At 69.2% G+C, this 25291-nt stretch carries 21 protein-coding genes and 1 tRNA gene; 13 read left to right on the forward strand and 9 right to left on the reverse strand.

What is annotated here, in order from left to right:
- Positions 1-358: 358 nt before the first annotated feature.
- A complete protein-coding gene (locus VNJ48_RS06325; protein WP_325600227.1) occupies positions 359-706 on the forward strand; it encodes a hypothetical protein in 348 nt (115 codons plus the stop codon).
- Positions 707-793: 87 nt separating this feature from the next.
- Positions 794-2185, forward strand: a complete 1392-nt coding sequence (locus VNJ48_RS06330; RefSeq protein WP_325600229.1) for a PIN-like domain-containing protein — start codon at positions 794-796, stop codon at positions 2183-2185.
- A gap of 858 nt (positions 2186-3043) precedes the next feature.
- Here the strand turns inward: VNJ48_RS06330 and VNJ48_RS06335 are convergent.
- Positions 3044-3132, reverse strand: a tRNA-Leu gene (locus tag VNJ48_RS06335).
- A gap of 90 nt (positions 3133-3222) precedes the next feature.
- Between VNJ48_RS06335 and VNJ48_RS06340 the strand changes: the two genes are divergently transcribed.
- The gene (locus tag VNJ48_RS06340; RefSeq protein ID WP_325600231.1) at positions 3223-4554 is read left to right on the forward strand and encodes a M20/M25/M40 family metallo-hydrolase; all 1332 of its coding nucleotides are present in this window, start codon (positions 3223-3225) and stop codon (positions 4552-4554) included.
- Positions 4555-4609: 55 nt separating this feature from the next.
- On the opposite strand, the gene VNJ48_RS06345 is transcribed toward VNJ48_RS06340, so the two are convergent.
- Genes VNJ48_RS06345 through VNJ48_RS06355 form a run of 3 tightly spaced genes read right to left on the reverse strand, consistent with a single transcriptional unit; the run spans position 4610 to position 6479 of the window.
- Positions 4610-5296 carry an MOSC domain-containing protein gene (locus VNJ48_RS06345; RefSeq protein WP_325600233.1) on the reverse strand — a complete coding sequence of 229 codons (687 nt, stop codon included), beginning with the start codon at positions 5294-5296 and terminating at the stop codon, positions 4610-4612.
- A gap of 5 nt (positions 5297-5301) precedes the next feature.
- Positions 5302-5529 carry a DUF5703 family protein gene (locus tag VNJ48_RS06350; protein ID WP_325600235.1) on the reverse strand — a complete coding sequence of 76 codons (228 nt, stop codon included), beginning with the start codon at positions 5527-5529 and terminating at the stop codon, positions 5302-5304.
- Between the two features lie 2 nt (positions 5530-5531).
- A complete protein-coding gene (locus VNJ48_RS06355) occupies positions 5532-6479 on the reverse strand; it encodes an aldo/keto reductase (protein WP_325600237.1) in 948 nt (315 codons plus the stop codon).
- A gap of 74 nt (positions 6480-6553) precedes the next feature.
- Between VNJ48_RS06355 and VNJ48_RS06360 the strand changes: the two genes are divergently transcribed.
- Positions 6554-7378, forward strand: a complete 825-nt coding sequence (locus VNJ48_RS06360) for an undecaprenyl-diphosphate phosphatase (RefSeq protein WP_325600239.1) — start codon at positions 6554-6556, stop codon at positions 7376-7378.
- Positions 7379-7396: 18 nt separating this feature from the next.
- On the opposite strand, the gene VNJ48_RS06365 is transcribed toward VNJ48_RS06360, so the two are convergent.
- Together VNJ48_RS06365 and corA are read right to left on the reverse strand one after the other, a co-directional pair.
- Complete coding sequence (locus tag VNJ48_RS06365; protein ID WP_325600241.1) at positions 7397-8623, reverse strand: MFS transporter; 1227 nt, start codon at positions 8621-8623, stop codon at positions 7397-7399.
- Complete coding sequence (gene corA, locus VNJ48_RS06370; RefSeq protein ID WP_325600243.1) at positions 8620-9597, reverse strand: magnesium/cobalt transporter CorA; 978 nt, start codon at positions 9595-9597, stop codon at positions 8620-8622. Before corA ends, VNJ48_RS06365 begins: the two co-directional genes overlap by 4 nt.
- 32 nt (positions 9598-9629) lie before the next feature.
- Here corA and VNJ48_RS06375 point away from each other — a divergent pair, with 32 nt between their 5' ends.
- From VNJ48_RS06375 to mshC, 4 genes are read left to right on the forward strand one after another with little or no spacing between them, the layout of a single operon-like run.
- Positions 9630-10358, forward strand: coding sequence for a histidine phosphatase family protein (locus VNJ48_RS06375; protein ID WP_325600245.1), 729 nt, complete (start codon positions 9630-9632; stop codon positions 10356-10358).
- Positions 10359-10368: 10 nt separating this feature from the next.
- Positions 10369-10947, forward strand: a complete 579-nt coding sequence (locus VNJ48_RS06380; protein ID WP_325600247.1) for a DUF3090 domain-containing protein — start codon at positions 10369-10371, stop codon at positions 10945-10947.
- 2 nt (positions 10948-10949) lie between these two features.
- Complete coding sequence (locus VNJ48_RS06385) at positions 10950-11702, forward strand: SCO1664 family protein (RefSeq protein ID WP_325600248.1); 753 nt, start codon at positions 10950-10952, stop codon at positions 11700-11702.
- 19 nt (positions 11703-11721) lie between these two features.
- On the forward strand, positions 11722-12966 hold the full coding sequence (gene mshC / locus VNJ48_RS06390) for a cysteine--1-D-myo-inosityl 2-amino-2-deoxy-alpha-D-glucopyranoside ligase (protein WP_325600249.1): 1245 nt from the start codon (positions 11722-11724) through the stop codon (positions 12964-12966).
- Positions 12967-12975: 9 nt separating this feature from the next.
- On the opposite strand, the gene VNJ48_RS06395 is transcribed toward mshC, so the two are convergent.
- Positions 12976-13821: a PAC2 family protein gene (locus tag VNJ48_RS06395; RefSeq protein WP_325600251.1), complete on the reverse strand. Its 846-nt coding sequence runs from the start codon at positions 13819-13821 to the stop codon at positions 12976-12978.
- A gap of 255 nt (positions 13822-14076) precedes the next feature.
- On the opposite strand from VNJ48_RS06395, the gene metH reads away from it, so the two are divergent.
- A complete protein-coding gene (metH, locus tag VNJ48_RS06400; RefSeq protein ID WP_414689920.1) occupies positions 14077-17751 on the forward strand; it encodes a methionine synthase in 3675 nt (1224 codons plus the stop codon).
- Between the two features lie 19 nt (positions 17752-17770).
- Here metH and VNJ48_RS06405 read toward each other — a convergent pair whose 3' ends face one another.
- Complete coding sequence (locus VNJ48_RS06405; protein ID WP_325600255.1) at positions 17771-18421, reverse strand: histidine phosphatase family protein; 651 nt, start codon at positions 18419-18421, stop codon at positions 17771-17773.
- Positions 18422-18584: 163 nt separating this feature from the next.
- Here VNJ48_RS06405 and VNJ48_RS06410 point away from each other — a divergent pair, with 163 nt between their 5' ends.
- The 4 genes from VNJ48_RS06410 (at position 18585) to VNJ48_RS06425 (ending at position 24372) form a co-directional block, all read left to right on the forward strand.
- Positions 18585-20459: a lysophospholipid acyltransferase gene (locus VNJ48_RS06410; protein ID WP_325600355.1), complete on the forward strand. Its 1875-nt coding sequence runs from the start codon at positions 18585-18587 to the stop codon at positions 20457-20459.
- Complete coding sequence (locus VNJ48_RS06415) at positions 20456-21907, forward strand: HAD-IB family hydrolase (protein WP_325600257.1); 1452 nt, start codon at positions 20456-20458, stop codon at positions 21905-21907. The genes VNJ48_RS06410 and VNJ48_RS06415 overlap by 4 nt, the downstream gene beginning before the upstream one ends.
- On the forward strand, positions 21900-23330 hold the full coding sequence (locus VNJ48_RS06420) for a wax ester/triacylglycerol synthase domain-containing protein (protein ID WP_325600259.1): 1431 nt from the start codon (positions 21900-21902) through the stop codon (positions 23328-23330). The genes VNJ48_RS06415 and VNJ48_RS06420 overlap by 8 nt, the downstream gene beginning before the upstream one ends.
- 91 nt (positions 23331-23421) lie before the next feature.
- Positions 23422-24372, forward strand: coding sequence for an FKBP-type peptidyl-prolyl cis-trans isomerase (locus VNJ48_RS06425; RefSeq protein WP_325600261.1), 951 nt, complete (start codon positions 23422-23424; stop codon positions 24370-24372).
- Between the two features lie 20 nt (positions 24373-24392).
- Here the strand turns inward: VNJ48_RS06425 and VNJ48_RS06430 are convergent, their stop codons facing one another.
- The gene (locus VNJ48_RS06430) at positions 24393-25211 is read right to left on the reverse strand and encodes a bacterial transcriptional activator domain-containing protein (RefSeq protein WP_325600263.1); all 819 of its coding nucleotides are present in this window, start codon (positions 25209-25211) and stop codon (positions 24393-24395) included.
- Between the last annotated feature and the right edge of the window lie 80 nt (positions 25212-25291).

The following is a 25291-nucleotide window of genomic DNA, read 5'->3' on the forward strand; positions in this document are numbered from 1 at the left end:
ATCAGCTCTTGGGCTCACCACCCCATCATCAAGCCGGGCGGCGTCAGCAGTGGTCATCGTCATCAGGTGTCTCGCCTCTCGCCCCGTGCAGAGGGATCGAACTCAGAAGTGGTGTCTCACCTCAGCCTGACGCACAGGGGAGTCGCCGGGTCCGCCGCAGTCTCTGCCGCACGGTGGCCCCTACTGACCGGAGACGACGAGTCCCCCCGGTGGTGTTGACCTCCGACCCCGGTGACCTGTCCAAACTGGTGGACGGGTCAGACGTGTCATCCTCAAAGTGTGAGCGCAGGGCGGGGGACACACTTTCGTCCGCGCCCCGGCGAACACCTGCCTGCCGGGTCACCCCTACGCTCGCTCGATGGCCACCACAACGCCCGCAGACCTCGCCGCTGCCCGGTACGCCCTCGCTAACGGTTGGGACATCCTTGACGACGAACACGAAGACTTCGCAATGGGCAACCACGGCTCCGTCGCTCGGGAGTCCTATGACCTACTCATCGGAGAGGTCAACTGGGAGTACGCGAAAGAGAGTCACGACGAAGACATCTCTGACGGACGCGCTTGCGGCATCTCGTCAGACCCGGCGTGGTGCCCCCACTGCACCCCCGGTGGAACCGAAGCGGGAACCATTGCCGCCATCGTCGAGATACTGGACGCGGACCAAACCCGCCCGCCTCTTGCTGATTACCCACGCCCTGGTCGTTAGGTAAGCCGCCAGACCCGCGCACCTACTGGTGGGCGTGTGCGCGTATACATTCGTGTAAGCAGGCCGGTACTGGGGAGAGGGCACCAAGTGAGGGACAGATTCCCTGAGTTCTACGCGCCATCGAACGACGACCTGAAACGGTACGTGACCTCGGGCGTCATCATTCCTGACGCCAACATCCTCCTTGGTCTCTACCGGCTCAGCACGCCTGAGCGTGACGAGGTGTTCACGGCGATGGAGGCGGTCAAGGACCGCCTGTGGCTGACCTACCAAGCCGGGCTTGAGTACCAACGCAACCGGATGGGTGTCATCCGGCAGCAAGCGGCGCACTACGAAGCCTTGACGCGGTTGCACGGACTCAAAACCCCTGACGAAATGGGCGCGGCGCTGAACGGCAAGGCACTGCCAGACGACGTCAAGGAGGCAGTGTCTCCACTCCTGACTGGCCTGCACGCCAAGTTGAGCGAGGCAGCACGGGACTACACCGCTGAAGTTGAAGCGGTGACAGCCCGACACGTCGTCACGGTCGAACAGGGACAGTCCAACGACCCCGTACGAGCACGACTCGACGCCCTCTTCGCCGGACGGGTCGGGGAGGCACCTCGTGCAGAGGACCGAGCGAAGAGTGTCAAGGAAGCGCAGCGCAGATACGCCGAAGGCATCCCGCCCGGGTACAAGGACTCCGGCAAGGAAACTGCCGAGAGCGCCGCGGGGGACTACCTCATCTGGGCAGAAATTCTCGACCACGCTTCGACAGTCCAAGATGCAGGCAAGCCGGTGCTCTTCGTGACCAACGACGCTAAGGAGGACTGGTTTGAGCGGTCGGGTGGGGAACCCACCGGCCCACAGCCCGCCCTGGTGCGCGAATTCGCCGCGAGAAACACCCACGGGTATCACCAAGTGACCCTGTCGACGTTCCTAAGGCTCACCAATGAGCACCTAAACACATCAGTGCTGGAAGCAACCATTGAACGGACCTCCGAACTCGACGACACCAATGGGCAGTTCGAGCGCAACGCATCCGTACAGGAAAGACGCTTCGGGGAGTGGCTCGCCACCGAGTCGTTGACGGCACACCCCAACGGTCTTGCGGGCCTCATCGACCCAGACGACGTCAAGAGGGCTGCGGGTCTCTGGCGGTTTGACCCGGAGGCGTTCAAGGCGGCTGCTGGTTTAGGGCGCATCGACCCTGAGACGTTCGGGGCGGCGGCGGGCCTACGCGGCATCGACCCGGAGACGTTCAAGGCCGCTGCGAACCTCTGGCGAATCGACCCGGACACAATTAGAGCGGCTCAGGGTTTAGGCCGAATTGACCCCGAAATGCTGCGGGCGGCGCGAAGAGCGATTTCAGAGGTCGACCCGGAAACCATTCGTCGCGCCAACAAGGCCCGTGACGACGCTGAAAGGTCTTGGGCTCCTGAGGCCGACGACGCGGACGAGGGTGAGAACGAAGAGTCACCCGAGCCAACCGACGACTAAGGACACATTCGCGCCCCTCTCTTGTTCACGACGACCTGTCAGTGGCGCGGTCTACCGTTACACCGATTGGGATAGATGTAGCAGTGCAGGTCAGAGCGTCGGGACACTGGAAACGGTCCGCAAAGTCGACTTGGCGGAATTGCTGGTCTCGAATGTCCGTGGCAGCACGGAGCGGCAGGTCGACGAGAGCAGTGCACCGGTAGCAGGACCCGACCTGCGAGTCGCTCGAACAGGCGTTCTAACATCCTCACATGGTGTCAGAAGGGCGGGGTCATGCCACGCCCGTCCCGGCTGGACCTGCGCTGACCCGGCCCCAACACGTGTGGGTGTGCGTCACCGGCGTCTGGGGAGACACGAGGAATCCCGGACTGCTGTTGGAGTGGCGGCGAAGAAAGGACCAAGGCTGGGAGGGCCTGGTCATCTGGGTAGCCACGTACTCCGGTGGGTGGGACCTCAAACAGGGCTGGATGCTGGCGGAGCACGTCCGGCGTCGAGACTGAACTGAACCGACACCTGAGCGGACTATTCGGACACGTCCCCGACGTGGCGGTCCGCGCGGCGTTTCTGGAACGTTAAGATTGACTGCCGTGTTGACCTCGTCATAGAGACTCACCGCTACGACGCGCTGAGGTGCTGCATCTGTGCCGCGAACTCATCGGTCCTGTCGATGTAGGGCGACGCCGATGGCCTAGAACAGGTCTTCGGGGACACCGCCGACTTCGGTGACTTGTCCGAGTTCCTGTCCGCCCTTGGTCTGCGTATCGACTACGACTCCCAGACGCGTGCCGCTGTCGCCTCCGTGAGCCTCACCGGAGAAGCAGGTAACCCCCACAGCGGGGAAGCCGTGGGGGTTAACGGTGGTGTCCGAGGGGGGACTTGAACCCCCACGCCCTAATACGGGCACTAGCACCTCAAGCTAGCGCGTCTGCCAATTCCGCCACCCGGACGAGTGCTGGGGAACAGTAGCAAAGTGAGCGACGAACTTCCGCATCGGGGGAGGCCGGCAACAGCCTCCGAATCCGGGGCAGGATGGGGGTATGTCGCAGTCCTCGGAACCACGCCCGCACGGTGCCGCCTACGACCCCGCAGCGGAGGTCGTCGACGTCTGCCGCGACCTGATCCGGATCGACACCTCCAACTACGGCGACGACTCCGGACCGGGGGAGCGCAAGGCCGTCGAGCATGTCGCCGCACTGCTCGACGACGTCGGCATCGACTCCAACGTCTACGAGTCCGAGCCCGGTCGGACCTCGCTCATCGCCCGTTGGGGAGGGGGCGACGGGCGACCACCGCTGCTCGTGCACGGACACCTCGACGTCGTGCCGGCCGCTGCCGAGGACTGGCAGGTCGACCCGTTCTCGGGCGAGGTCCGCGACGGCTTCGTCTGGGGCCGCGGCGCCGTCGACATGAAGGACTTCGACGCGATGCTCCTCAGCGTCGTCCGGGCGCGTGCTCGCGCTGACCGTGCCCCCCAGCGCGAGATCGTCATCTGCCTGACCGCCGACGAGGAGGCGGGCGGCCACAAGGGCGCAGAGTTCCTGATGGACCACCATCGTGACGAGCTGGCCGACTGCACCGAGGCCGTCGGTGAGGTGGGCGGCTTCAGCGCCACCATCCGCGGTCGACGGGTCTACCTCATCGAGGCGGCGGAGAAGGGCATGGCCTGGATGAAGCTGACCGCGCGTGGGCGAGCAGGCCACGGCTCGATGATCAACGACGACAACGCGGTCACCAGGCTGGCCCAGGCGGTGGCCAGGATCGGTGCGCACCAGTGGCCGGTGCGGCTCACGCCCACCATGGAGGTGCTCCTGGCAGCGGTCGCGGAGATCGCAGGCACCGAGGCGACACCGGAGAACGCGGAGTCGTTGATCGACGAGTTCGGCAGCGCCGCCCGGATGCTGGGCGCCGTCATCCGCAACACCGCCAACCCCACGCAGCTGGGCGCCGGCTACAAGGTCAACGTGATCCCGACCGAGGCCACGGCCCACATCGACGGTCGCTTCCTGCCGGGCTACGAGGACGAGTTCTTCGAAACCCTGCGGGCGCTCGCCGGCGACGGGATCGAGTTCGACTACGTCTCCCACCAGCAGCCGTGGGAGACGCCCTACGACGGCGACCTGGTCGCGGCGATGACGCGGTCGTTGCTCGCGGAGGACCCGCAGGCCGTCGTGGCGCCGTACCTCATGAGCGGTGGCACGGACGCCAAGCACTTCAACAAGCTCGGGGTGCGCTCCTACGGCTTCGCCCCGCTGCGGCTGCCCGCCGACCTGGACTTCACCGCGCTGTTCCACGGCGTGGACGAGCGGGTGCCGGTCGACGCGCTGGAGTTCGGGGCCCGCGTCTTCGACCGGTTCCTCGAGGACGCCTGACCCGGCAGCAGGTCGTCTGTGGGTCGGGTGTCGCCGGGTGACACCAATCCCACCATCAGTCGAGGACGGTGACCCTGTCGCCGACCCGGATGAGTCCTGGGCGGGTGACGTCCGCATAGACCCCGAGCGCGAGGTCGCGCTCCGCACCGAGGCGCTTGAGCAGTCGGTCTCCGGGAGTGAACCCGTCCTGCGCGATGTCGACCATCCGGCAGCGTGGTGTGCGCGACACGACGTTCAGGGCGACGGGTCCCAGGGAGAGCGCCTTCCCCAACCAGGACTCCTCGATGAAGGGCTCCGTCGTGGCGACGACCGCGTTGACCCGCAGCCGTCGCGGATCGGCGTCGATGCCCCACTGGTCGGCGCACCACTGCAACGTCGCGGTGCCGACCAACGAGAAGGCGCCGGCGTCCTGGTGTGGCACCGAGCGTTCCGGGACGACGCGAACCGGCGCCCCCATGTCGACACCGAGCTGTGTGTCGAGCTCCGTCGACCCCGCGGTCCAGGCCCCAGCAGGCCCCGTCACTGACACCGCCCCGTCCGGACGTGTCTTCGCGGTGTAGCTGAAGACCGCGTCTCGGCGACGGAACCGCCGCGTGTCCTTGCCGGACGCGAAGTGACCACTGGAGTCCTCGACCGCGAACCACCGATCGCCGACCAGTCCCCGCGCGTCGATCTCGACGGCGCCCAAGCGCTCACCACCCATGGACTTCACGGGGTAGCGGCGAAGGGCAATGAGGTGCACGACGCTCAGCCGGCGAAGAGCGTCAACCGCTGGCGGATGATCTTGCGGCGCAGCACGACGCGGCGGACACCGTCACTGTGGATCCGCACCCGGTCGAGCTCCCATCCGCCGTGCTCGGCGCGCTCGACGAGCATCCTCGTCACGACGTTGCGGGAGTAGTCGCGGGGGAGCGTCAGGGTGTCGAACTCCCACTCCACCCCGGGTCGCGGCGGGCGGCGGAGCTCGCGTGGCATGGTCAGTCCCCGCTCACGTCGTCGAGGGCGTCGATGATCTCGGCCGGCAGCGTGAGGTCCTCGACCCCGAGGGCGCTGTCGAGCTGGGCTGCGGTACGGGCGCCGACGAGGGGGGCCGTGACCCCCGGCCGGTCGCGGACCCAGACGAGTGCCACCTCGAGCGGGGTCCAGCCGAGGCCTTCCGCCGCCCGAACGACGCTCTCCACGATGCCGCGGCCACGCTCGTCGAGGTAGAAGTTGGCGAACCCGGCGAAGTGCGGCGTCGCGGCCCGTGAGTCGGACGGGGTGCCGGTGCGGTACTTGCCGGTCAGCACGCCCCGCCCGAGCGGTGACCACGGGAGCACGCCGAGGCCGAGCGCGGCGGCTGCGGGGAGCACCTCGTGCTCGACCCCGCGTGCCAGCAGTGAGTACTCCACCTGGGTCGAGGCCAGCGTCGCGCGGCCGGGCACGGCGCGCTGCCACGTCGCGGCCTGAGCGGTCTGCCAGCCGGTGTAGTTGGAGATCCCGACGTACGACGCACGGCCGGACGACACGGCACGGTCGAGCGCTGTCAGGGTCTCCTCGAGCGGGGCCTCGTCAGTCCAGACATGCACCTGCCAGAGGTCGACGTGGTCGACGCGCAGCCGCTTCAGCGAGGCATCGAGGGCAGTCAGCAGGTGGCCGCGCGAGGTGTCCAGCACGCGTTCGCCCGACCGGCGGGAGATGCCGGCCTTCGTCGCCAGCACGATGTCGTCGCGGCCGACGACGTCACCGATCAGCGTGCCGATGAGCTCCTCGCTGGCGCCGTCTCCGTAACCGGCGGCCGTGTCGAGGAGGGTGCCGCCCTTCTCCGAGAAGGCGATGAGCTGGTCGCGTGCCTCGTGCTCGTCGGTGTCACGACCCCAGGTCATGGTCCCGAGGCCGAGGCGCGAGACCTTCAGGCCGGTCGAGCCGAGCGTGCGCTGCTGCATGCGCCGAGATTAGCCACGCCAGTCGAGCGCGCCCACGCGGCTCGCCGTGATCGCCCCGCGTAGGCTCCTGCGACGTGTCAGATCTCCTCAAGGCCGTGGTGCTGGGCACCATCCAGGGCCTGACCGAGTTCCTGCCGATCTCCAGCAGCGCTCACCTGCGCATCTTCCCTGAGCTCTTCGGCTGGGGTGACCCGGGAGCGGCCTTCACAGCCGTCATCCAGATCGGCACCGAGCTCGCCGTCCTCATCTACTTCCGTCACGACATCTGGCGCATCGGCAAGGCGTGGGTGCTGTCGCTGGTCAAGCCCGAGTGGCGAGGACACCTCGACGCCCGGATGGGGTGGTTCATCATCATCGGCTCGCTGCCGATCGTGATCCTGGGCGTGCTGCTCAAGGACGTGATCGAGAACGACTTCCGCAACCTGTGGATCATCGGCTCGACCCTGATCGTGATGGGCGTCGTGCTAGGCATCGCCGACCGCTTCTCCCGCAACGACAAGACGATCAAGAACATCACCCTCCGCGACGCCGTGCTGATGGGTATGGCGCAGGCGCTGGCCCTCGTCCCCGGTGTCTCCCGCAGCGGCGCGACCATCTCGATGGGCCGGGCCCTCGGCTACGAGCGGGAGGCCGCCACCCGCTACGCGTTCCTGCTCGCGATCCCAGCGGTCGTCGGCGCCGGGCTCTTCGAGCTCAAGGAGATCCCGGGTGGCGACAACTCCTACGGCTGGGGCCCGACCCTGGTCGCCACGGTCGTCAGCTTCGTCGTCGGATACGCCGCCATCGCCTGGTTGCTGCGCTACGTGTCGACCAGGTCCTACACGCCGTTCGTCGTCTATCGCATCGCGCTCGGCACGGCCACGCTCGTCCTGGTCAGCGCGGGCGTCCTCAACCCGTGAGCGGGCGCCTGACTGACGTCAGTCAGGCGCGTGCAGGGTGCTCACCAGCAGCCCGAGCGCCACGATCTGGCTGACGGCGACCGCGACGACCAGGGCTGGCAGGGAGCGGTCGTAGAGCCAGCCCGCGCCGGCGCCGCCGACGATGGCCAGCGCGCCCTGGATGCCCGCGAACACGCCGTACGCCGTCGCGCGACGGTGCGCCGGCACGAGGTCGGCGACCGCGGCCTTGATCGTGGAGTCCTGCACGCCGTGCGCGAAGCCCCACACGGCGACTCCGACCAGGACGAGCCCGACCGATCCTCCGAGCGCGAGCGCCGGGACACCGGCGACCAGCACCGGCACGACGAGCAACACCCGGGCGCCCGTGCGGTCGTAGACCGCGCCGACCACCAGCGCCGCCACCGCCTCGACCGCCATCGCCCCCGCATAGATCAGTGGCACGGCCGCCACCGGCACCAACCCGTCGACGGTCAGGTGGTAGCCGATGATGCCGAAGGTCACCAGGGCACCTGTGGTCAGCGAGCATGCCAGCGCATAGCGGAAGAAGACCGGTGGCAGGCCGGCACCCATCGCGTCCGCCAGCCAGGCTCGCGGGGGCTCGGCCGTCGCCGGCCGCGGTGAGTCGTCGTACACCGAAGGATCCGGCACGCGCCAGCACAGGACCACCAGGAGGGCCATGGCCAGGGCCCCTGGGATCGCGAGCACGGCCATGCCGGCCCAGATGGAGGTCCCGGTGACGACGGCGGCCACCAGCAACGGCCCGGCGAACGCCCCGACCTGGTCCAGCGCCTTGTGCACCCCGAACCCGCGGCCACGTCCCACCGCCCCGGCAGCGTGCGCGAGCAGCGCCGACTTCGAAGGCGACCGCACGGCCTTGCCGAGACGCTCGAGCAGGATCATCGCGACGGCGAAGGCCAGCCCGGCGGCACCGAGACGGGGAGCGAACCAGAGCAGTGGGACGCACAGGGCGGTGAGCGCGTAGCCGGCGATCGTCAGCGACCAGTAGCGACCGGTGCGATCGGCGACCGGTCCGAAGACCAGCCGCAGCACCAGCGCCATCGCCTCACCCGCACCGGTCACCAGGCCGACGACGAGGCCGGACGCGCCGAGCGCCGCCAGGAGTGGGCCGTACATCGACCGTGCGCCCTCGTAGACCATGTCGGCGGCCAGGCTGACGAAGCCGAACCACCACACGACCTGCCACGCGCTCAACCGCCGCCCGGGAGGCGCCAGGGGAGCGCTCACAACCACCCGGACTTCTTGAACAGCGCGACGAGCGACAGGGCGGTGCCGATCATCAGGGCCCAGGCGAAGCCGTAGCCGTACTTCCAGTGCAGCTCGGGCATGTGGTCGAAGTTCATCCCGTAGATGCCGGCGATCATGGTCGGCACGACGACGATGGCGGCGCCGGCGGAGATCTTGCGCATGTCGTCGTTCTGCTGCACGGAGATCCGCGCGAGGTGGGCGTCGAACGCCGTGGAGAGCAGCGTGTCGAGGTTGTCGACGACCTCCGAGACGCGGTGGAGGTGGTCGGCGACGTCACGGAAGTAGGTGGCCGTCTGCTCGTCGATCCCCTCGAGCTGGCCCGCGGCGAAGCGGCGCATGGGCTCCCGGAGCGGCATCACCGCGCGGCGCACTTCCGCGATCTCCCGCTTGAGCGCGTAGATCCGGACCGAGTCGTCGCTGCGAGCAGGGGAGAAGACCGACTCCTCGACCTCGTCCACGTCGATCTCCAGCGCGGCGCCCACGCGTTCGTACTCGTCCACGACCCGGTCGCAGATGGCATACATCACGGCCATCGGACCGTGCTGGAGCACCTTCGCACGGTGCTCCAGATCGCGGCGTGAGGTGGCCAGGTCGATCCCCTCACCGTGGCGCACGGTCACCACGAAGTCGGGGCCTACGAAGAGGTTGATCTCCCCGGTCTCGACGGCGTCCTCCTCGTCGATGTACCAGAGCGTCTTGAGCACGAGGAACAGCGTGTCGCCGTAGCGCTCGACCTTGGGTCGCTGATGGGAGTCGCCGGCGTCCTCGACCGCGAGCGGGTGCAGGCCGAACGTGGTCGCGATCTGCTTGAGCTCCGCTGGGGTCGGATCGTGGATCCCGATCCACTGGAAGTCCCCGGACGCGCACGGCACCCGGGCGTCCCCGAGGCTTGCGCCGTCCCCGTCCACGGGGACACGCACGCCCTTGCGGTACAACGCGTTGTCGACGATCACCGCCTCAGGCTAGTGCCACTAGGGTCGCGGGCATGGCAACCGTGATCCTGGTCCGGCACGGCCGAACCACCGCCAACGCCACCGGTGTGCTGGCGGGCCGGCTCGCCGGTGTGCGGCTGGACGAGCGCGGCGCCGAGCAGGCGACGGCGACCGGCATGCGACTGGCGCCCGTGCGGCTCGCAGCGGTGGTCTCCAGTCCCCTCGAGCGGTGCAAGCAGACCGCGCGGGCGATCGGCAGCCACCAGCCCCAAGCGCCGACGATCACGACCGACCGCCGGCTGAGCGAGTGCGACTACGGCGAGTGGCAGGGTCGTGCCCTCAAGGACCTCGCCAAGGAGCCCCTGTGGAAGGTCGTGCAGTCACAGCCCTCGGCCGTGGTGTTTCCCGGCGGCGAGTCGATGCGGGCCATGCAGGACCGCGCTGTGGAGGCCGTACGCCGCCACGACCGACTCGTCCAGAAGGAGCACGGCGACGACGCGGTCTGGGTGGCGGTGAGCCACGGCGACGTGATCAAGGCGATCCTCGCCGACGCGCTGGGCACCCATCTCGACCTGTTCCAGCGGATCCAGGTGGACCCGGCGTCCGTGTCGATCGTCCGCTTCACCGAGGCCCGGCCCTACGTGCTCGGGATCAACACCACCGGAGGCGACCTGTCGTGGCTCACGCCCGCGCCGTCGCCGCGCAAGCGTCGCAGGAAGGTGGGCCAGGACGCGGTGCTCGGCGGGGGAGCCGGACCCGCGGCGGCTGGGACGCCGTCCTAGGGTGAGTGACATGCCTCTGGTTCACGCCTTCGACCCGCCTGAGCGATTCGTCGTGGGCACGGTCGGCCCTCCGGGCGCCCGCACCTTCTTCCTCCAGGCGCGCGCAGGTGCCCGGATCACCAGCATCGCGTTGGAGAAGCAGCAGGTCGAGGTGCTCTCCGAGCGCGTGGACGAGTTGTTGGACGAGGTGATGCGCGCCGAGGAGACCACCACCCTGATCCCGGCGGTCGCGCCCTTCGACCAGATCGACAACGACCCGCTCGAGCAGCCGATCGAGGAGGAGTTCCGGGCTGGGACCATGACCTTGTCGTGGGACGTGTCGTCCGAGCGTCTCGTGATCGAGGTCTTCCCGTTCACCGAGGCCGCTGTGGTCTCCCCTGACCAGCTCGACGAGGAGCTGGCGGAGCCCGAGCCAGACGAGATCTTCATGGTCCGGCTGACCGCGGGGTGGGCTCGCGCCTTCGTCGCGCGGGCGCGCAACGTGGTGAGCGCCGGCCGTCCGGACTGCCCGTTCTGCGGCACGCCCGTCGATCCCGACGGCCACCTCTGTGTGCGTGCCAACGGGTTCCGGCGTCGGGAGCCGCAGTAGCCGTGGACGATCCGCTCGTCGGCGAGCTCACGCTGCACGGCCGGGTGATGCCTGCCTCCAACGCGACGTTCGTGGGCGAGGTCGGTGCCCATCGGGTGGTCTACAAGCCGATTGCGGGAGAGCGCCCTCTGTGGGACTTCCCCGACGGCACCCTGGCGGGGCGCGAGGTGGCGGCCTACCTCGTGAGCGAGTCCCTCGGCTGGAACATCGTGCCGCGGACCATCCTGCGCGACGGGCCGCACGGCCCCGGCATGGTGCAGGTCTGGCAGGAGCCCGATCCCGAACAGGCGGCAGTGGCGATCGTCCCCGCCGACAGCACCCCTGACGGGTTCCGTCACGTGTTCGACGGCGTGGACGCGCAGGACCGCGAGGTCTCACTCGTCCACGAGGACACGACAGTCCTGCGGTTGATGGCCGTCTTCGACGTCCTGGTCAACAACGCCGACCGCAAGGGCGGACACGTGCTCGCGATGGCCGACGGACACCGCTACGGCGTCGACCACGGCCTGACCTTCCATGTCGAGCACAAGCTGCGCACCGTGCTGTGGGGCTGGCTGGGGGAGCGTCTCAGCGAGCAGGAGCAGGACGGTGTACGCCGCGTGCTGGCAGACACCGAGCTCCGCGAGGCGCTCGCCGAGCACGTGACCCGCCTCGAGGTCGCGGAGTTCGTCCGGCGCTGTCACGCGCTGCTCGAAGCAGACGAGCTGCCGTCACCGCGTGACGAGTGGCCGGTCATTCCCTGGCCTCCCTTCTGAGCCGGATAGGCTGCCCGCCATGCGTGCGTGGTCATCTCCTGACGTCCCCCGACTGACCGCCAGCGGTCCAGCCGTTCGGATCTACGACACCACCACGGGTGGCCCGGTCCTGACCAGGCCGGAGGGCCCGGCCCGTCTCTACGTCTGCGGGATCACTCCCTACGACGCGACGCACATGGGCCATGCGGCGACGTACCTCGCCTTCGACCTGCTCAACCGCGCGTGGCGCAACGCGGGTCACGAGGTGGCCTACGTCCAGAACGTCACCGACGTCGACGACCCCCTGCTGGAGCGCGCCGACAAGGTGAACATCGACTGGGTCGAGCTGGCGGAGCGTGAGACCGAGCTCTTCCGACAAGACATGCAGGCGCTGCGGGTCCTGGCGCCCGACCACTACATCGGTGCGGTGGAGTCCATCCCGCTCGTCATCGAACTCATCACCCGGTTGCAGGAGCGTGGCGCGGTCTATCGCGTCGAGACCGACCTCTACTACTCGGTGACGGCCGACCCCGACTTCGGTGCCGTCTCAGGCTGGACCCGTGACGAGATGCTGCGCGTGTTCGGCGAGCGTGGGGGAGACCCCGACCGCGAGGGGAAGCGTGACCCCCTCGACTGCATCGTGTGGCGCGGCGAGCGCGAGGGCGAGCCCTCGTGGGACAGCCCCTTCGGGCCGGGCCGCCCCGGGTGGCACATCGAGTGCGCCGCGATCGCCACCGAGCACCTCGGTGCCGGGTTCGACGTGCAGGGCGGCGGCAGCGACCTGATCTTCCCGCACCACGAGATGTGCGCCGGTGAGGCCCAGGTCGCGGACCCCGGGCAGAGGTTCGCGCGCGCCTACGCCCACGCCGGGATGGTGGCCTACGACGGGGAAAAGATGTCGAAGTCGAAGGGCAACCTCGTCTTCGTCTCGGCGCTGCGCCACAGCGACGTGGACCCGATGGCGATCCGGCTGGTGCTGCTCCGCCACCACTACCGCAGCGACTGGGAATGGACCGACGACCAGCTCTGGGACGCGGTGGACACCGTCGACCTGTGGCGCAAGGCACTGTCCTTGGGCGCGGGTGCTCCCGCCGCGCCGGTCGTCACCGCTGTGCTCACGGCTCTTGCCGACGACCTCGACGCGCCCACCGCCCTGGTCGCGGTCCAGGAGTGGGTGGCGTCCACTCTCGGGGACACCCAGCACGGGCTGGCGGACGCCAGCGACCCGGACGCCGCAGCGGCGGTGCGCCAAGTCCTGGACGCAGCGCTGGGCCTGGCACTCTGAGCCGGCGGCTCAGTCCTCCGTACGCCGCTTGAGGTAGCGCTCGAACTCCCGGGCGATGGCCTCGCCACTGGCCTCCGGCAGGTCGGCGGTGTCGCGCGACTCCTCCAGCGAGCGGATGTATTCGGCGACATCCTCGTCCTCCTCGGCGAGCTCGTCGACGCCGCGCTCCCAGGCACGCGCGTCGTCGGGCAGCTCTCCGAGGGGGATCGAGCAGTCGAGCAGGTCCTCCAGCTGGCCGACCAGGGCCAGCGTCGCCTTCGGGCAGGGCGGCTGCGCCACGTAGTGGGGGACTGCGGCCCAGTAGGAGACTGCAGGGATGTCGAGCTGCACGCAGGCGTCCTGGAAGACGCCGACGATGCCGGTAGGTCCCTCGTAGGTCGACTGCTCGAGCTTGAGCCGGTCGACGAGGTCGGGCTCGGTCGCGGAGCCGGTGACGGGGATCGGCCGGGTGTGGGGCGAGTCGGCCAGCAGCGCTCCCAGGGTGATGACGAGCTGGCTGCCCAGGTCGTCGCACGCCGCCAGCAGCTCGGCGCAGAACTGTCGCCACCGCATGTTGGGCTCGATGCCGCGGATGAGGATCACGTCGCGGTCCATGTCAGGAGGCGACGCAACAGCGATGCGGGTCGTCGGCCAGGTGAGACGTCGGTAGCCGAACTCGTCGGAGGCGACCACCGGGCGGTTGACCTGGAAGTCATAGAACTCCTCCGGGTCGATCGCGCCGACCACCCGGGCCTGCCACACCTCCATGAGGTGGTCGACCACCCCCGAGGCCGCGTCGGCTGCATCGTTCCAGCCCTCGAATGCCGCAATGACCACCGGGGAGGTGAGCTCCTGGACGCCGTCGAACTCGATCACTCATCCACCCTAGGACCCGCAACCACCTCCGCGGCGATTTCGCGGTCCCTCTGGCGCGGTGGAACCATCGTGGCCTGCGTCCAACCCGTGGAAACGCCGTCCGCACTGTGGACGGCGATCCGTAGGCTGGGCACCCCGAGAGGAGCTCAAGACCCTGTGACTGCCACGCCCTCGACCCCCGTCGACGCTCTCGCTGCGCCCCATCACCGTCCGGACGCCACCGAGACGCTGTCACGGCTGCTCGGCGAACGGATCATGGTGCTCGACGGAGCCATGGGCACGGCCATCCAGCGCGACCGCCCAGACGAGTCGGGCTATCGCGGGGAGCGGTTCAAGGACTGGCCGAGCGACGTCCAGGGCAACAACGACCTGCTGACCCTGACGCAGCCCGAGATCGTCGCCGGCATCCACCGCGAATACCTCGTCGCCGGCGCGGACATCCTTGAGACCAACACCTTCAACGCCAACTCCATCTCGCTGTCGGACTACGGCATGGAGGAGCTCGCCTACGAGCTCAACTACGAGTCCGCCCGACTGGCGCGTCGGGAGTGTGACGCCGTCACCGCGGAGCAGCCCGACCGGCCGCGGTTCGTCGCGGGTGCGCTCGGGCCCACGACCCGGACGGCGTCCATCTCTCCCGACGTCAACGACCCGGCCGCCCGCAACGTCTCCTACGACCAGCTCGTCGAGGCCTACATGGAGGCCGGTCGTGGGCTGCTCGACGGCGGCGCCGACCTGCTGATGATCGAGACGATCTTCGACACCCTCAACGCCAAGGCCGCCATCTTCGCGGTCGAGACCCTCTTCGAGGACTACGGCCGCCGCTGGCCGGTGATCATCTCCGGCACCATCACCGACGCGTCCGGGCGCACGCTGTCCGGCCAGGTGACCGAGGCGTTCTGGAACTCCGTGCGCCACGCGAAGCCGCTCGCCGTGGGCCTCAACTGCGCGCTGGGCGCCAAGGAGATGCGGCCCTACATCGAGGAGATGAGTCGCATCGCCGACACGTTCGTGTCGTGCTACCCCAACGCGGGCCTGCCGAACGCCTTCGGTGAGTACGACGAGGCGCCGGCCGAGACCGCGGCGATCATCAGCGAGTTCGCCGGAGCCGGGTTCGTCAACCTCGTCGGGGGTTGCTGCGGCACCACCCCGGCCCACATCGCCGAGATCGCGCAAGCCGTCGAGGGCAAGCCCCGACGCGAGGTCCCCGAGGTCCCGGTCGCGATGCGGCTGGCCGGGCTGGAGCCGTTCACGATCGACGACGACAGTCTCTTCGTCAACGTCGGCGAGCGCACCAACATCACGGGCTCGGCCAAGTTCCGCAACCTGATCAAGGCGGGCGACTACGACATGGCGTTGAGCGTCGCCCTGCAACAGGTCGAGAACGGCGCTCAGGTCATCGACGTCAACATGGACGAGGGCATGATCGACGGCGTCGCGGCCATGGACCGGTTCCTGAAGCTGATCGCCAGTGAGCCCGACATCAGCCGCGTCCCGGTGATGGTCGACTCGTCGAAGTTCGAGATCATCGAGGCCGGCCTCAAGTGCGTCCAGGGGAAGGCGATCGTCAACTCGATCTCCATGAAGGAGGGCGAGGACACCTTCCGACAGCACGCGCGTCTGTGCCGCAAGTACGGCGCCGCGGTGGTCGTGATGGCGTTCGACGAGGAGGGACAGGCCGCCGACCTCGAGAGCCGCAAGCGCATCTGCGAGCGGGCCTACAAGATCTTGGTGGACGAGGTCGGGTTCCCGGCCGAGGACATCATCTTCGACCCCAACGTGTTCGCCGTGGCGACGGGCATCGAGGAGCACGCCAACTACGGCGTCGACTTCATCGAGGCGGCTCGCTGGATCACCGAGCATCTCCCGGGCGCCCAGGTCTCCGGGGGCATCTCCAACGTCTCCTTCTCCTTCCGCGGCAACAACGCCGTCCGCGAGGCCATCCACGCCGTCTTCCTCTACTACGGCATCCAGGCCGGTCTCTCGATGGGCATCGTCAACGCCGGCGCTCTGGTGACGTACGACAGCATCGACACCGAGCTTCGCGAGGCGATCGAGGACGTGATCCTCAACCGCCTGTCCGACCCGATGGCCGCGACCGAGCGCCTCCTCGAGATCGCCGAGAAGTACCGCCAGACCGACGCCGTCGAGGAGAAGGCGGCGGCCGAGTGGCGCTCGCTGCCGATCCGCGAGCGGATCACGCACGCCCTGGTCAAGGGCATCGACGCGCACGTCACCGAGGACACCGAGGAGCTCCGCGCCGAGATCTCGACGGCCGGCGGCCGCCCGATCGAGGTGATCGAGGGGCCGTTGATGGACGGCATGAACGTCGTCGGCGACCTCTTCGGCGCCGGCAAGATGTTCCTTCCCCAGGTCGTCAAGAGCGCCCGGGTGATGAAGAAGGCCGTGGCCTACCTCCTGCCCTACATCGAGGCGGAAAAACTGGCGTCGGGGGACCTCGATTCTGGAGAGACGAAGAACGGCACCATCGTGATGGCCACGGTGAAGGGCGACGTCCACGACATCGGCAAGAACATCGTCGGCGTCGTGCTGCAGTGCAACAACTACGAAGTCATCGACCTCGGCGTCATGGTGCCTGCCCAGAAGATCCTCGACGCCGCGAAGGAGCACGACGCAGACATCATCGGGTTGTCCGGCCTGATCACCCCTTCGCTCGACGAGATGGTGCACTTCGCGGCCGAGATGCAGCGCACCGGACTGACCATCCCGCTGATGATCGGCGGCGCGACGACGTCCCGCGCCCATACGGCGGTCAAGGTCGACAAGAAGTACGACGGCCCGGTCATCTGGGTCAAGGACGCCTCCCGGTCCGTGCCGACCGCGGCCGCGCTGCTAAGCGACGAGCTGCGGCCGAAGCTGATGGCGGACATCAAGAGCGACTACGACTCACTGCGCGAACGTCACGCAGGGAAGAACGACCGGCCGATGCTGTCCCTCGAGGCGGCCCGCGCCAACCGGACGTCGATCGACTGGGACGGCTACACCCCGCCGGCGCCCAGGTCACCCGGAGTGCAGATGTTCGAGGGCTACGACATCGCCGAGCTGCGCGACTACATCGACTGGCAGCCGTTCTTCAACGCCTGGGAGATGAAGGGCAAGTTCCCCGACATCCTCAACAGCCCGACGGCCGGCGAGACCGCGCGCAAGCTCTACGACGACGCGCAGGTCATGCTCGACCGCATCATCGCCGAGAAGTGGCTGACCGCCAACGGCGTGATCGGGTTCTTCCCTGCTGCGGCGTACGGCGACGACACGCTCGTCTACACCGATGAGTCGCGCACCGAGGTGCTGACGACGCTGCACCACCTCCGCCAGCAGGGGCAGCACCGCGACGGCATCCCCAACCGCTCCTTGGGCGACTTCATCGCGCCCGCTGACACCGGGCTCCAGGACTACGTGGGCGGCTTCGCCGTCACCGCCGGGCTGGGCAGCACGGACAAGATCCTGGAGTTCAAGCAGGACCTCGACGACTACTCGGCGATCCTGCTGGAGTCGCTGGCCGATCGTCTGGCCGAGGCCTTCGCCGAGCGGCTGCACCAACGCGTCCGCACGGAGTTCTGGGGCCACCAGCCCGACGAGGACCTCGACCACGAGGCGCTGATCCGGGAGAAGTACGTCGGGATCCGGCCGGCTCCGGGCTACCCGGCCTGCCCCGAGCACACCGAGAAGACCACCCTCTGGGAGCTCCTCGGCGTGGACAAGATCGGCATCGAGCTGACTGAGTCGATGGCGATGTGGCCGGGGGCCTCTGTCAGCGGGTGGTACTTCTCGCACCCGCAGGCGCAGTACTTCGTCGTGGGCCGCCTCGGCCGCGACCAGGTCGCCGACTACGCCGAGCGCAAGGGCTGGGACCTCGCGACGGCCGAGCGCTGGCTGTCCTCCAACTTGGGCTACGACCCGGAGGACTGAGTCCCCCCCGGCCCGGCCCCTACAGCTCGTCGCCGGTCGGGTCGGGCGCGGTCACGTCGTCGAGCCGGGCGCCGCCGATCGGCTCGCGCTGCCAGGACACGATCACCCACCCGTCCTCGGGGCTGCCGTCCAGGGTGACGCACCCGGTGTTGTGGAGGCCCTCGTGGACCGGCGCGTGCTCACCTGTCGCCCGATGGGTGACCCACGTGCGGATCGCGGCTCCGTGGCTGACGACCAGCGCTGAAGCAGGATTGCCGGTGCAGATCTCGGCGATCGCTTCGTCATACCGCGCGAGGAACCCCGTGCCGGTCTCGCCGCCGGGCATCACGCGGTCCAGGTCCCCGTCGAGCCAGGCGCCGATCGTCTCGAGGAATGCGTGGACCGAGACCTGGTCGCTGCACATCTCGAAGTCACCGGCGGAGATCTCGCGCAGCCCGTCGTGCACGGTGGGCGTCAGGCCCGACACGTCGGCCAGCGGGCGCGCTGTCTGGCTCGTGCGCGTCAGGGTGGAGACCGCGATCGCGTCGATGCCCGCTCCGTCGAGCTCCCTGGCGGCTGCCCGAGCTTGCTGCTGGCCGAGGTCGGTGAGCTCCAGACCGGGGTGGGCGGTGTCGAGGGCACCCGAGACGTTGGCGTGGGTCTGGCCGTGGCGCAGCAGGTACAGACGCATGGGGAGCAGCCTAGGGTCGGTCGGGTGACGATCGGACGGGACCGTCCGCCGTGTGCTCGATCCTCGGAAGTCAGGGCTGGTGCATGTATGTTCCCGCCATGTCTGGACATCGGATCACGCCGGTTGCCGCCACGCCGCCGCCCGCGGAGGATCGGTGACCGCGATGATGCGTCGGAGCCGCGGGCTGGCCGCCAGGGCCGTCGAGCGTGTGCGTCCGGGCAGCCTGCCACGCGAGGCCGTCGAGCTCCTCGAGGACGACGCCTTCGACCTTGAGCTCGCCGAGGTGGCGCGTGAGCAGGGCACCGACGTGGGTGCCGCTCGGGCCGAGGCCACCGCCTACCTGCGCGAGATGGCCGCAGATCACGGCGACCGGATGACCGAGCAGTGGGCCAGGCTCGGCGCCTGGTTCATGCGGGCCTACGACATCGTGGTCGACGAGGAGCAGATCCAGCGGCTCCGCAAGCTCGACAGCCAGCACAGCCTGGGCATCGCCTTCAGCCACCGCTCCTACCTCGACGGTATGGCGATCCCCAACGTCCTGGGTGCACGCCGGTTCAGCCCCACGTTCACCTTCGGCGGCGCCAACCTCAACCTTCCCGTCCTGGGCGCCGTCGCCAGCCGGACCGGGATCATCTTCATCCGGCGGGCGACCACCGACCTGCCGGTCTACCGGCTCACGCTTCGCTCCTACGTCCGACAGCTCGTGAGGAACCGGCGCAACGTCGCCTGGTCGATCGAAGGCGGACGGACCCGTACCGGCAAGCTCAGGCCGCCGGTCCACGGGATCTTGAAGTATCTCGTCGACGCGGTCGAGGGTCCCGGCTCGCCCGACACGCAGGTGGTGCCGATCTCGATCGTCTACGACCAGCTGCATGAGGTCTCCGGCATGACGGCCGAGGCCCGCGGCGCTCGCAAGCGACCCGAGGACCTCCGGTTCGTGGTGCGCTTCGCTCGACTCCAGCGAACCCGGATGGGCCGTGCCTACCTCACCGTGGGGGAACCCTTCTCACTGCGCGAGCGGCTCGACCAGCTCCATGGCCACGGTCTGTCGTCCCACCAGGCGATCGAGCGGATCGCGCTCGACATCTCCCACCGGCTCAACCGGGCCACTCCGGTGACGGTCACGGCCATCGTGTCCCTCGCGCTGCTGGGGGCTGACCGGGCGCTCACCCTGGACGAGGTCCTCGAAACAGTGGAGCCGCTCGCGGTCTACATCGACGAGCGCGAGTGGCCCGTTGCCGGTGGTGCCAACCTGCAGGACCGGGCGACCGTCCGGAGGGTGTTGCAGGAGCTGTCCACCAGCGGTGTTCTTCGCCAGTACGAGGGGGGCACCGAGCCGGTGTGGAGCATCCTCGACGATCAGCACCTCGTCGCGGCCTTCTATCGCAACACCGTCATCCACATCCTCGTCGACCGGGCGATCGGGGAGCTGGCGCTGCTCACGATCGCGGAGCTCAGGTCGGACGCCACCCTGCCGGCGGGTGGCGCCGTGGAGGTGGGCTGGGACGAAGCCAAGCGGATCCGCGACCTGCTCAAGTTCGAGTTCTTCTTCCCGGGCCGCGTCCAGTTCGAGGAGGACCTCCGCACGGAGCTGCGCATCCTGGCGGGCGAGGAGCTGCTCGACATCACCCCCGAGCGGGCCGCCGATCTGTTGCGTCAGGCTCGGCCGCACCTGGCCCACCTGGTCCTGCGTCCCTTCCTGGACGCCTACCTCGTGCTCGCCGACCGTCTTGCGGAGCAGGGGGACGCCGAGATCGACGACGACACGCTGCTGGCAGACGCCCTGGCGGTGGGTCAGCAGTGGCAGCTCCAGCGCAAGGTCGGCTCGGCGGAGTCGGTCTCCCTCGAGCTCTACCGGACCGCCCTGGCCCTGGCTCGACACCGTGGCCTGCTCGACGCGGGACCGGAGCTGGCCACCCGGCGCGAGGCGTTCCTGGTCGAGATCCAGGACTCGCTGCGTCGGCTGGCCGTGATCTCCACCCTCAGCACCCCCGACCGCGCTGACGTCCCCGTCAGTGCGTCGGACTCCGTCCGGTGACCGCACTCTCGCCGGCGGTCGATGCTGCCATCGAGGAGATCGAGGCCGGCGAGAGCGGGCCACACGTGGGGGCCTTCTTCGACCTCGACGGCACCTTGGTGGCCGGCTACACCGCTGCGACCTTCTACGGCGACCGACTGCGCAAGGGTGAGGTCTCCGCAGCCGAGTTCGTGCGCACGGTCGTCACCGCCTTCGACGGGGAGATCCTGGGCGGCGATCCCACCCGGGTCGCCGACGTGGCGTTCGCAGCGCTGCGCGGGATCAGTGAGGAGACGTTCTCCGAGCTGGGGGAGCGCCTGTTCCTCCAGAAGATCGCCGGCACCATCCGGGCCGAGGCACGAGCGCTGGTCCGGGCACACCAACGGATGGGCCACACCGTGGCCGTGGCGTCCGCTGCCACGAGCTACCAGATCGCACCCGTGGCCCGCGACCTCGGGATCGAGCACCTGATCTGCACCCGGCTCGAGGTCGAGGACGGGGTGCTCACCGGGCAGCCCGTGGGCACCATGCTGTGGGGGCGGCACAAGGCCGCCGGTGTGCGCGCTTTCGCCCGCGAGCACCAGGTGTCGTTGGCGGACTCGCACGCCTACGGCAACGGCTACGAGGACGTGGCCTTCCTCTCCAGCGTGGGTCACCCGGTCGCCCTCAACCCGCACCGCGGCCTGCGGATGGCGGCCCAGCGCCTGGGCTGGACCGTCCTCGACCTCCGCGACCCCGTCACCCCGTCGCTCGCGGCCCTGGGCCGGACGGTGGCCGCGCTCGGCGCGATGAACGCCGGTGCCGGCGCCGGGCTGGCGGTCGGGCTGCTCACGCGGGACGGCCAGCGTGGCCGCAACACCGCAATCGGCCTGGGGAGCACGCTCCCGCTGGCTTTCGCGGGCGTGGAGCTCAACGTCCTCAACGCCGACCGCCTGTGGTCCCATCGGCCGGCTGTCTTCGTGGTCAACCACCAGAGCGCACTCGACGTCCTGGTGATGGGGTCGCTCCTCAAGGAGGACTTCACGGTCGTGGCGAAGAAGGAGGCCAGGTTCGACCCACGCGCGATGCTGGGCTCGCTGCTCATCGCCCCGGCCTTCGTCGACCGCTCCGACTCGGCGCAGGCGCTCGCGGCCCTCGACGCGCTCGTCGACCGGATCCGGGGCGGCACCTCGTTGCTGATCTTCCCCGAGGGCACCCGTTCCGCCACCCCGGTGCTGGGGCCCTTCCGCAAGGGTGCGTTCCATCTCGCGGTCCAGAGCGGAGTCCCGATCGTCCCCGTGGTGCTGCGCAACACCGGCGAGCTGATGTGGCGCCGCTCGAAGATCGTCAACCCCGGCGTCGTCGACGTGTGCGTGCTGGAGCCCGAGAATGATTGGACGGCTGACAACATGAACGACAAGGTCGCTCGCCTGCATGCCCGCTTCGCCGAGACGCTGGCCAGGTGGCCGCAGGTGGACGACGATGCCTGACGAGCCGAAGGCCACCGATCTCGAGCGCTGGGAGGCCGCCGCGGCGTGGTCCCGCCGGCCCGTGCTCGATCCGCTCGAGACCATGACGTGGCGCTCCGAACGCCACCCCGCGCGATCGGGGACCTCCTGCACCGTGATCCTGCTCGACCGCGAACCCGACTGGGAGCGGTTCCGTGCCGCCCACGAGTGGGGGACGTCCCTGGTGCGCCGGCTCCGACAACGGGTCCTCGACCCGACCGTTCCGACCACTGCGCCGATCTGGGTCGACGACACGCACTTTGCCCTGGACTACCACCTCCGGCGCCAGCCGGTCGGGGGCAGCGGCTCGATGGACGACGTGCTCGACGTGGCTCGCCAGCTCGCACTGCGCCCGTTCGACCGGTCCCGTCCGCTCTGGGAGGGGGTGCTGGTCACGGGGCTCGAGGGCGGCGGTGCGGCATACGTCCTCAAGATCCACCGCGTCCTCACCGACAGCGCCGGCACCGTGCAGCTCCTGTCGTTGCTGCAGTCACCGACCCGGCGGCACACGCCGAACAAGCCAGTCCTCCCGCCGGACGAGGACATGCCGGAGACCGATGCCCTCACACTGGCGCGGGCGGGCCTGCGCGACAACCTCGCCACCGCACCGACCCGGGCGGCACAGGCACTGGGTGCCGGCCTGTCGGCGTCGCTGCGTCCACAGACGGTCGTCGCGGAGGCGCTGCGGTACGGCGCCTCGGTCCGCCGTCTCGTGGCGGCACCCCCAGCTCCCAACTCACCGCTGCTCGCCGACCGTGACGGCCGCTCGTGGCGGTTCCTGGCGCTGTCGTGCTCGCTGGCCGAGCTGCGGGCCGCGGGCCGCGTCGGCGGGGGGTCGCTCCACGACGCGTTCGTCGCGGCCCTGGCCGGGGGCCTCCAGCGCTATCACGCAGCCCACGGCGTCCACGTGGACGAGATCCCGATCCGGTTGCGGGTCTCCCTCGACCGCGCCGAGGACCCGATGGGTGGCCTGCGCTTCGCGGGAGCAATGATCGCGGCCCCCGCCGGGATCGAGGATCCCGCCGACCGGATCGCGGCCGTGCGTGGCGAAGTGCTCGCCCTGCACACCGAGCGCGCGCTCGACGCCGTTCGGGCCTTCGCCCCCCTCGTGAGTCGGCTGCCCTCCGACATCGGGGCCGCGGTCCTGGGGGTCGGCGTGGCGGCGGACGCCTCCGCGGCGACGATGCAGGGGCCCGTGCGGGCCACCTACATGGCGGGGGCGAAGGTGCAGGGCATGTACCCCTTCGGGTCGCTGCCCGGGGTGGCGCTGGCCGCGACCCTTCTCGCCCACGGCGACCGGGCCTGCATCGGGGTGAACATCGACGAGATGGCGGTGCGGGACCCCGAGGTGCTCCGGGCGTCCCTGCAGGATGGACTGGACGAGGTGGCGGCGCTGGGAGGCTGAGCGCCAGCGACACCCCGGCTCAGGCTCCTCCCAGGATGGCTTCGTAGGGTGGACACGTCCTTCCCGACTAGCAGTTCGAGGTCTTCCCTTCATGCGTCGTTCCCTGGCAGCACTTCCGCTCACCGGTGTCCTCCTTGCAGGGTTGGTGGGCTGCGGCGACAACAGCTCCGAAGAAGCCAGTCCTGCTGAGCCCGTCCCCACAGTCGTCGACGGCGTCTCGGTGACCGGTGACTTCGGCGAGAAGCCGACGATCGAGGTCGACGGCCTCGACGTCGACGAGCCCGTCGATGGCGTCGTCATCGAGGGTGAGGGCGCTGAGGTGACCGAGACGACGATGCTCGACTACCGGTTCCACATGGTCTACGGCAGCAACGGTGAAGAGGTGGCGAGCAACTACGCCGAGCCAGCAGCGCAGCAGATGGACTTTGCCGAGCAGGCCGCCGCCATCACCGACGCCGTCGTCGGCACGACGGTGGGAAGTCGCGTCGTGATCGCCCTGCCGGTCGACGACCTCGTCGGGGAAGGCGGGGCCGAGCAGTTCGGGCTCCGCGCCGACGACGACCTCATCATGGTGCTGGACCTCGTCTCGGAGAGCGAGGAGCCGCTCGCGGGCCCCGACGGTGAGGCGGTGGAGGCCCCGGCGGATGCCCCGACGGTGGTCGAGTCGGACGGCGTCGTCACTGGCATCGACTTCAGCACCGCAGCACCGAAGCCGTCCGGCGAGCTCCAAGTCATCCCCCTCATCGAGGGCTCTGGCGATGCCATCAGTGAGGGCGACAGCGTGACCGTCGACTACTACGGCGCGGTGTACGGCGAGGACAAGGCGTTCGACGAGTCCTACTCGGGCGAACCCGCTTCCTTCACCCTGGCCGAGGGCAGCCTGATCGATGGATGGGTCACGGGCCTTGCGGGAGTGAAGGCCGGCAGCCGGGTCATGCTCATCATCCCGGCGGAGCAGGGATACGGGTCGGAGGGGACCGGGGGCATCCCGGGGGGCTCGACGCTCGTGTTCGTGATCGACGTGCTCGGCGTCAACCTCTAGGACGATTCGGGAGACACGCCCTAGGCCGAGGCGGTCGGCCGCGACAGGTGGCTGGCGATGCTGCTCTTGCGAGGAGCACTGGCCCACTCGGTGGTGGAGGCGCCGGCCAGGGCGCCGGAGATCAGGTCGTCCATGGCCGCCGACGGACGGACTCCGAGCTCGAGGTCGAGCAGGTCGGCATAGCCGCGATATTGGCGCAGGGCCTCGGCGAGGTTGCCCTCGCACAGGTGGGCTCGGACGAGGAGGCGGTGGGCGCTCTCGCGCAGTGGCTCGGAGGCGACCGCGAGCAGGCCGACCTGGACGGCCTCGGAATATCGGTGGGCGCGCAGCAGGAGCTCGCCGCACTGGTCGAGGACGTGCAGTCGAAGCTGGCGGAAACGCTCGCGTTCGAGCAGCAGCCAGTCGTCATACCACCCGACGAGGATGTCCTCGGTGAACCACGACAGCTCGTGGTCTAGGTCGATCATCGTCGGATCGAGGGCGGGGGCATCGAGCATGCTGCGCGCGAGGCCGATGGCCGTGTGCAGATCGACCTGGACGTCCTCACGGAGCCAGACGTGAGTGTTGGAGGCGAGGACCAGCGGACCGTCGGCGAGGACCGGGCTGCGCCAGATCGCCGAGCGGAGACTGGCGTTGGCGCGCGTCTCTGTTGCGTCGAGCCACAGGGTCCCGCTGACCAGGCTGCGGCGCACCGACCGGGGCCCCTGCAGGGCGAGGAAGCCGATCAGGCGCTGTGCGGTCGGTGGCACGTCGATGAAGGCGTTGCTGTTGCGGAGCTCGAAGTCGCGCACCAGCGACAACGTCAAGCAGTTGCTCGTTCCCGCTGTTCCAGCTGACATGGGCCGTCCCCGAGTTGACTCAAGTGGTCTGCCCTCACCTGCACCACTCCCTAGCGCACGTCCGCGACGAGGACTGATCG

It is taken from the genome of Nocardioides sp. (genome assembly GCF_035576065.1).
Taxonomy (GTDB): domain Bacteria; phylum Actinomycetota; class Actinomycetes; order Propionibacteriales; family Nocardioidaceae; genus Nocardioides.

What these genes read in the sequence shown, in the direction of transcription:
- VNJ48_RS06325 (WP_325600227.1), top strand. Translation starts at nt 359, where the DNA reads ATGGCCACCACAACGCCCGCAGACCTCGCCGCTGCCCGGTACGCCCTC.
- VNJ48_RS06340 (WP_325600231.1), top strand. Translation starts at nt 3,223, where the DNA reads ATGTCGCAGTCCTCGGAACCACGCCCGCACGGTGCCGCCTACGACCCC.
- VNJ48_RS06350 (WP_325600235.1), bottom strand. Translation starts at nt 5,529, where the DNA reads ATGCCACGCGAGCTCCGCCGCCCGCCGCGACCCGGGGTGGAGTGGGAG.
- VNJ48_RS06355 (WP_325600237.1), bottom strand. Translation starts at nt 6,479, where the DNA reads ATGCAGCAGCGCACGCTCGGCTCGACCGGCCTGAAGGTCTCGCGCCTC.
- VNJ48_RS06375 (WP_325600245.1), top strand. Translation starts at nt 9,630, where the DNA reads ATGGCAACCGTGATCCTGGTCCGGCACGGCCGAACCACCGCCAACGCC.
- VNJ48_RS06380 (WP_325600247.1), top strand. Translation starts at nt 10,369, where the DNA reads ATGCCTCTGGTTCACGCCTTCGACCCGCCTGAGCGATTCGTCGTGGGC.
- mshC (WP_325600249.1), top strand. Translation starts at nt 11,722, where the DNA reads ATGCGTGCGTGGTCATCTCCTGACGTCCCCCGACTGACCGCCAGCGGT.
- metH (WP_414689920.1), top strand. Translation starts at nt 14,077, where the DNA reads ATGGTGCTCGACGGAGCCATGGGCACGGCCATCCAGCGCGACCGCCCA.
- VNJ48_RS06405 (WP_325600255.1), bottom strand. Translation starts at nt 18,421, where the DNA reads ATGCGTCTGTACCTGCTGCGCCACGGCCAGACCCACGCCAACGTCTCG.
- VNJ48_RS06410 (WP_325600355.1), top strand. Translation starts at nt 18,585, where the DNA reads ATGATGCGTCGGAGCCGCGGGCTGGCCGCCAGGGCCGTCGAGCGTGTG.
- VNJ48_RS06420 (WP_325600259.1), top strand. Translation starts at nt 21,900, where the DNA reads ATGCCTGACGAGCCGAAGGCCACCGATCTCGAGCGCTGGGAGGCCGCC.
- VNJ48_RS06425 (WP_325600261.1), top strand. Translation starts at nt 23,422, where the DNA reads ATGCGTCGTTCCCTGGCAGCACTTCCGCTCACCGGTGTCCTCCTTGCA.
- VNJ48_RS06430 (WP_325600263.1), bottom strand. Translation starts at nt 25,211, where the DNA reads ATGTCAGCTGGAACAGCGGGAACGAGCAACTGCTTGACGTTGTCGCTG.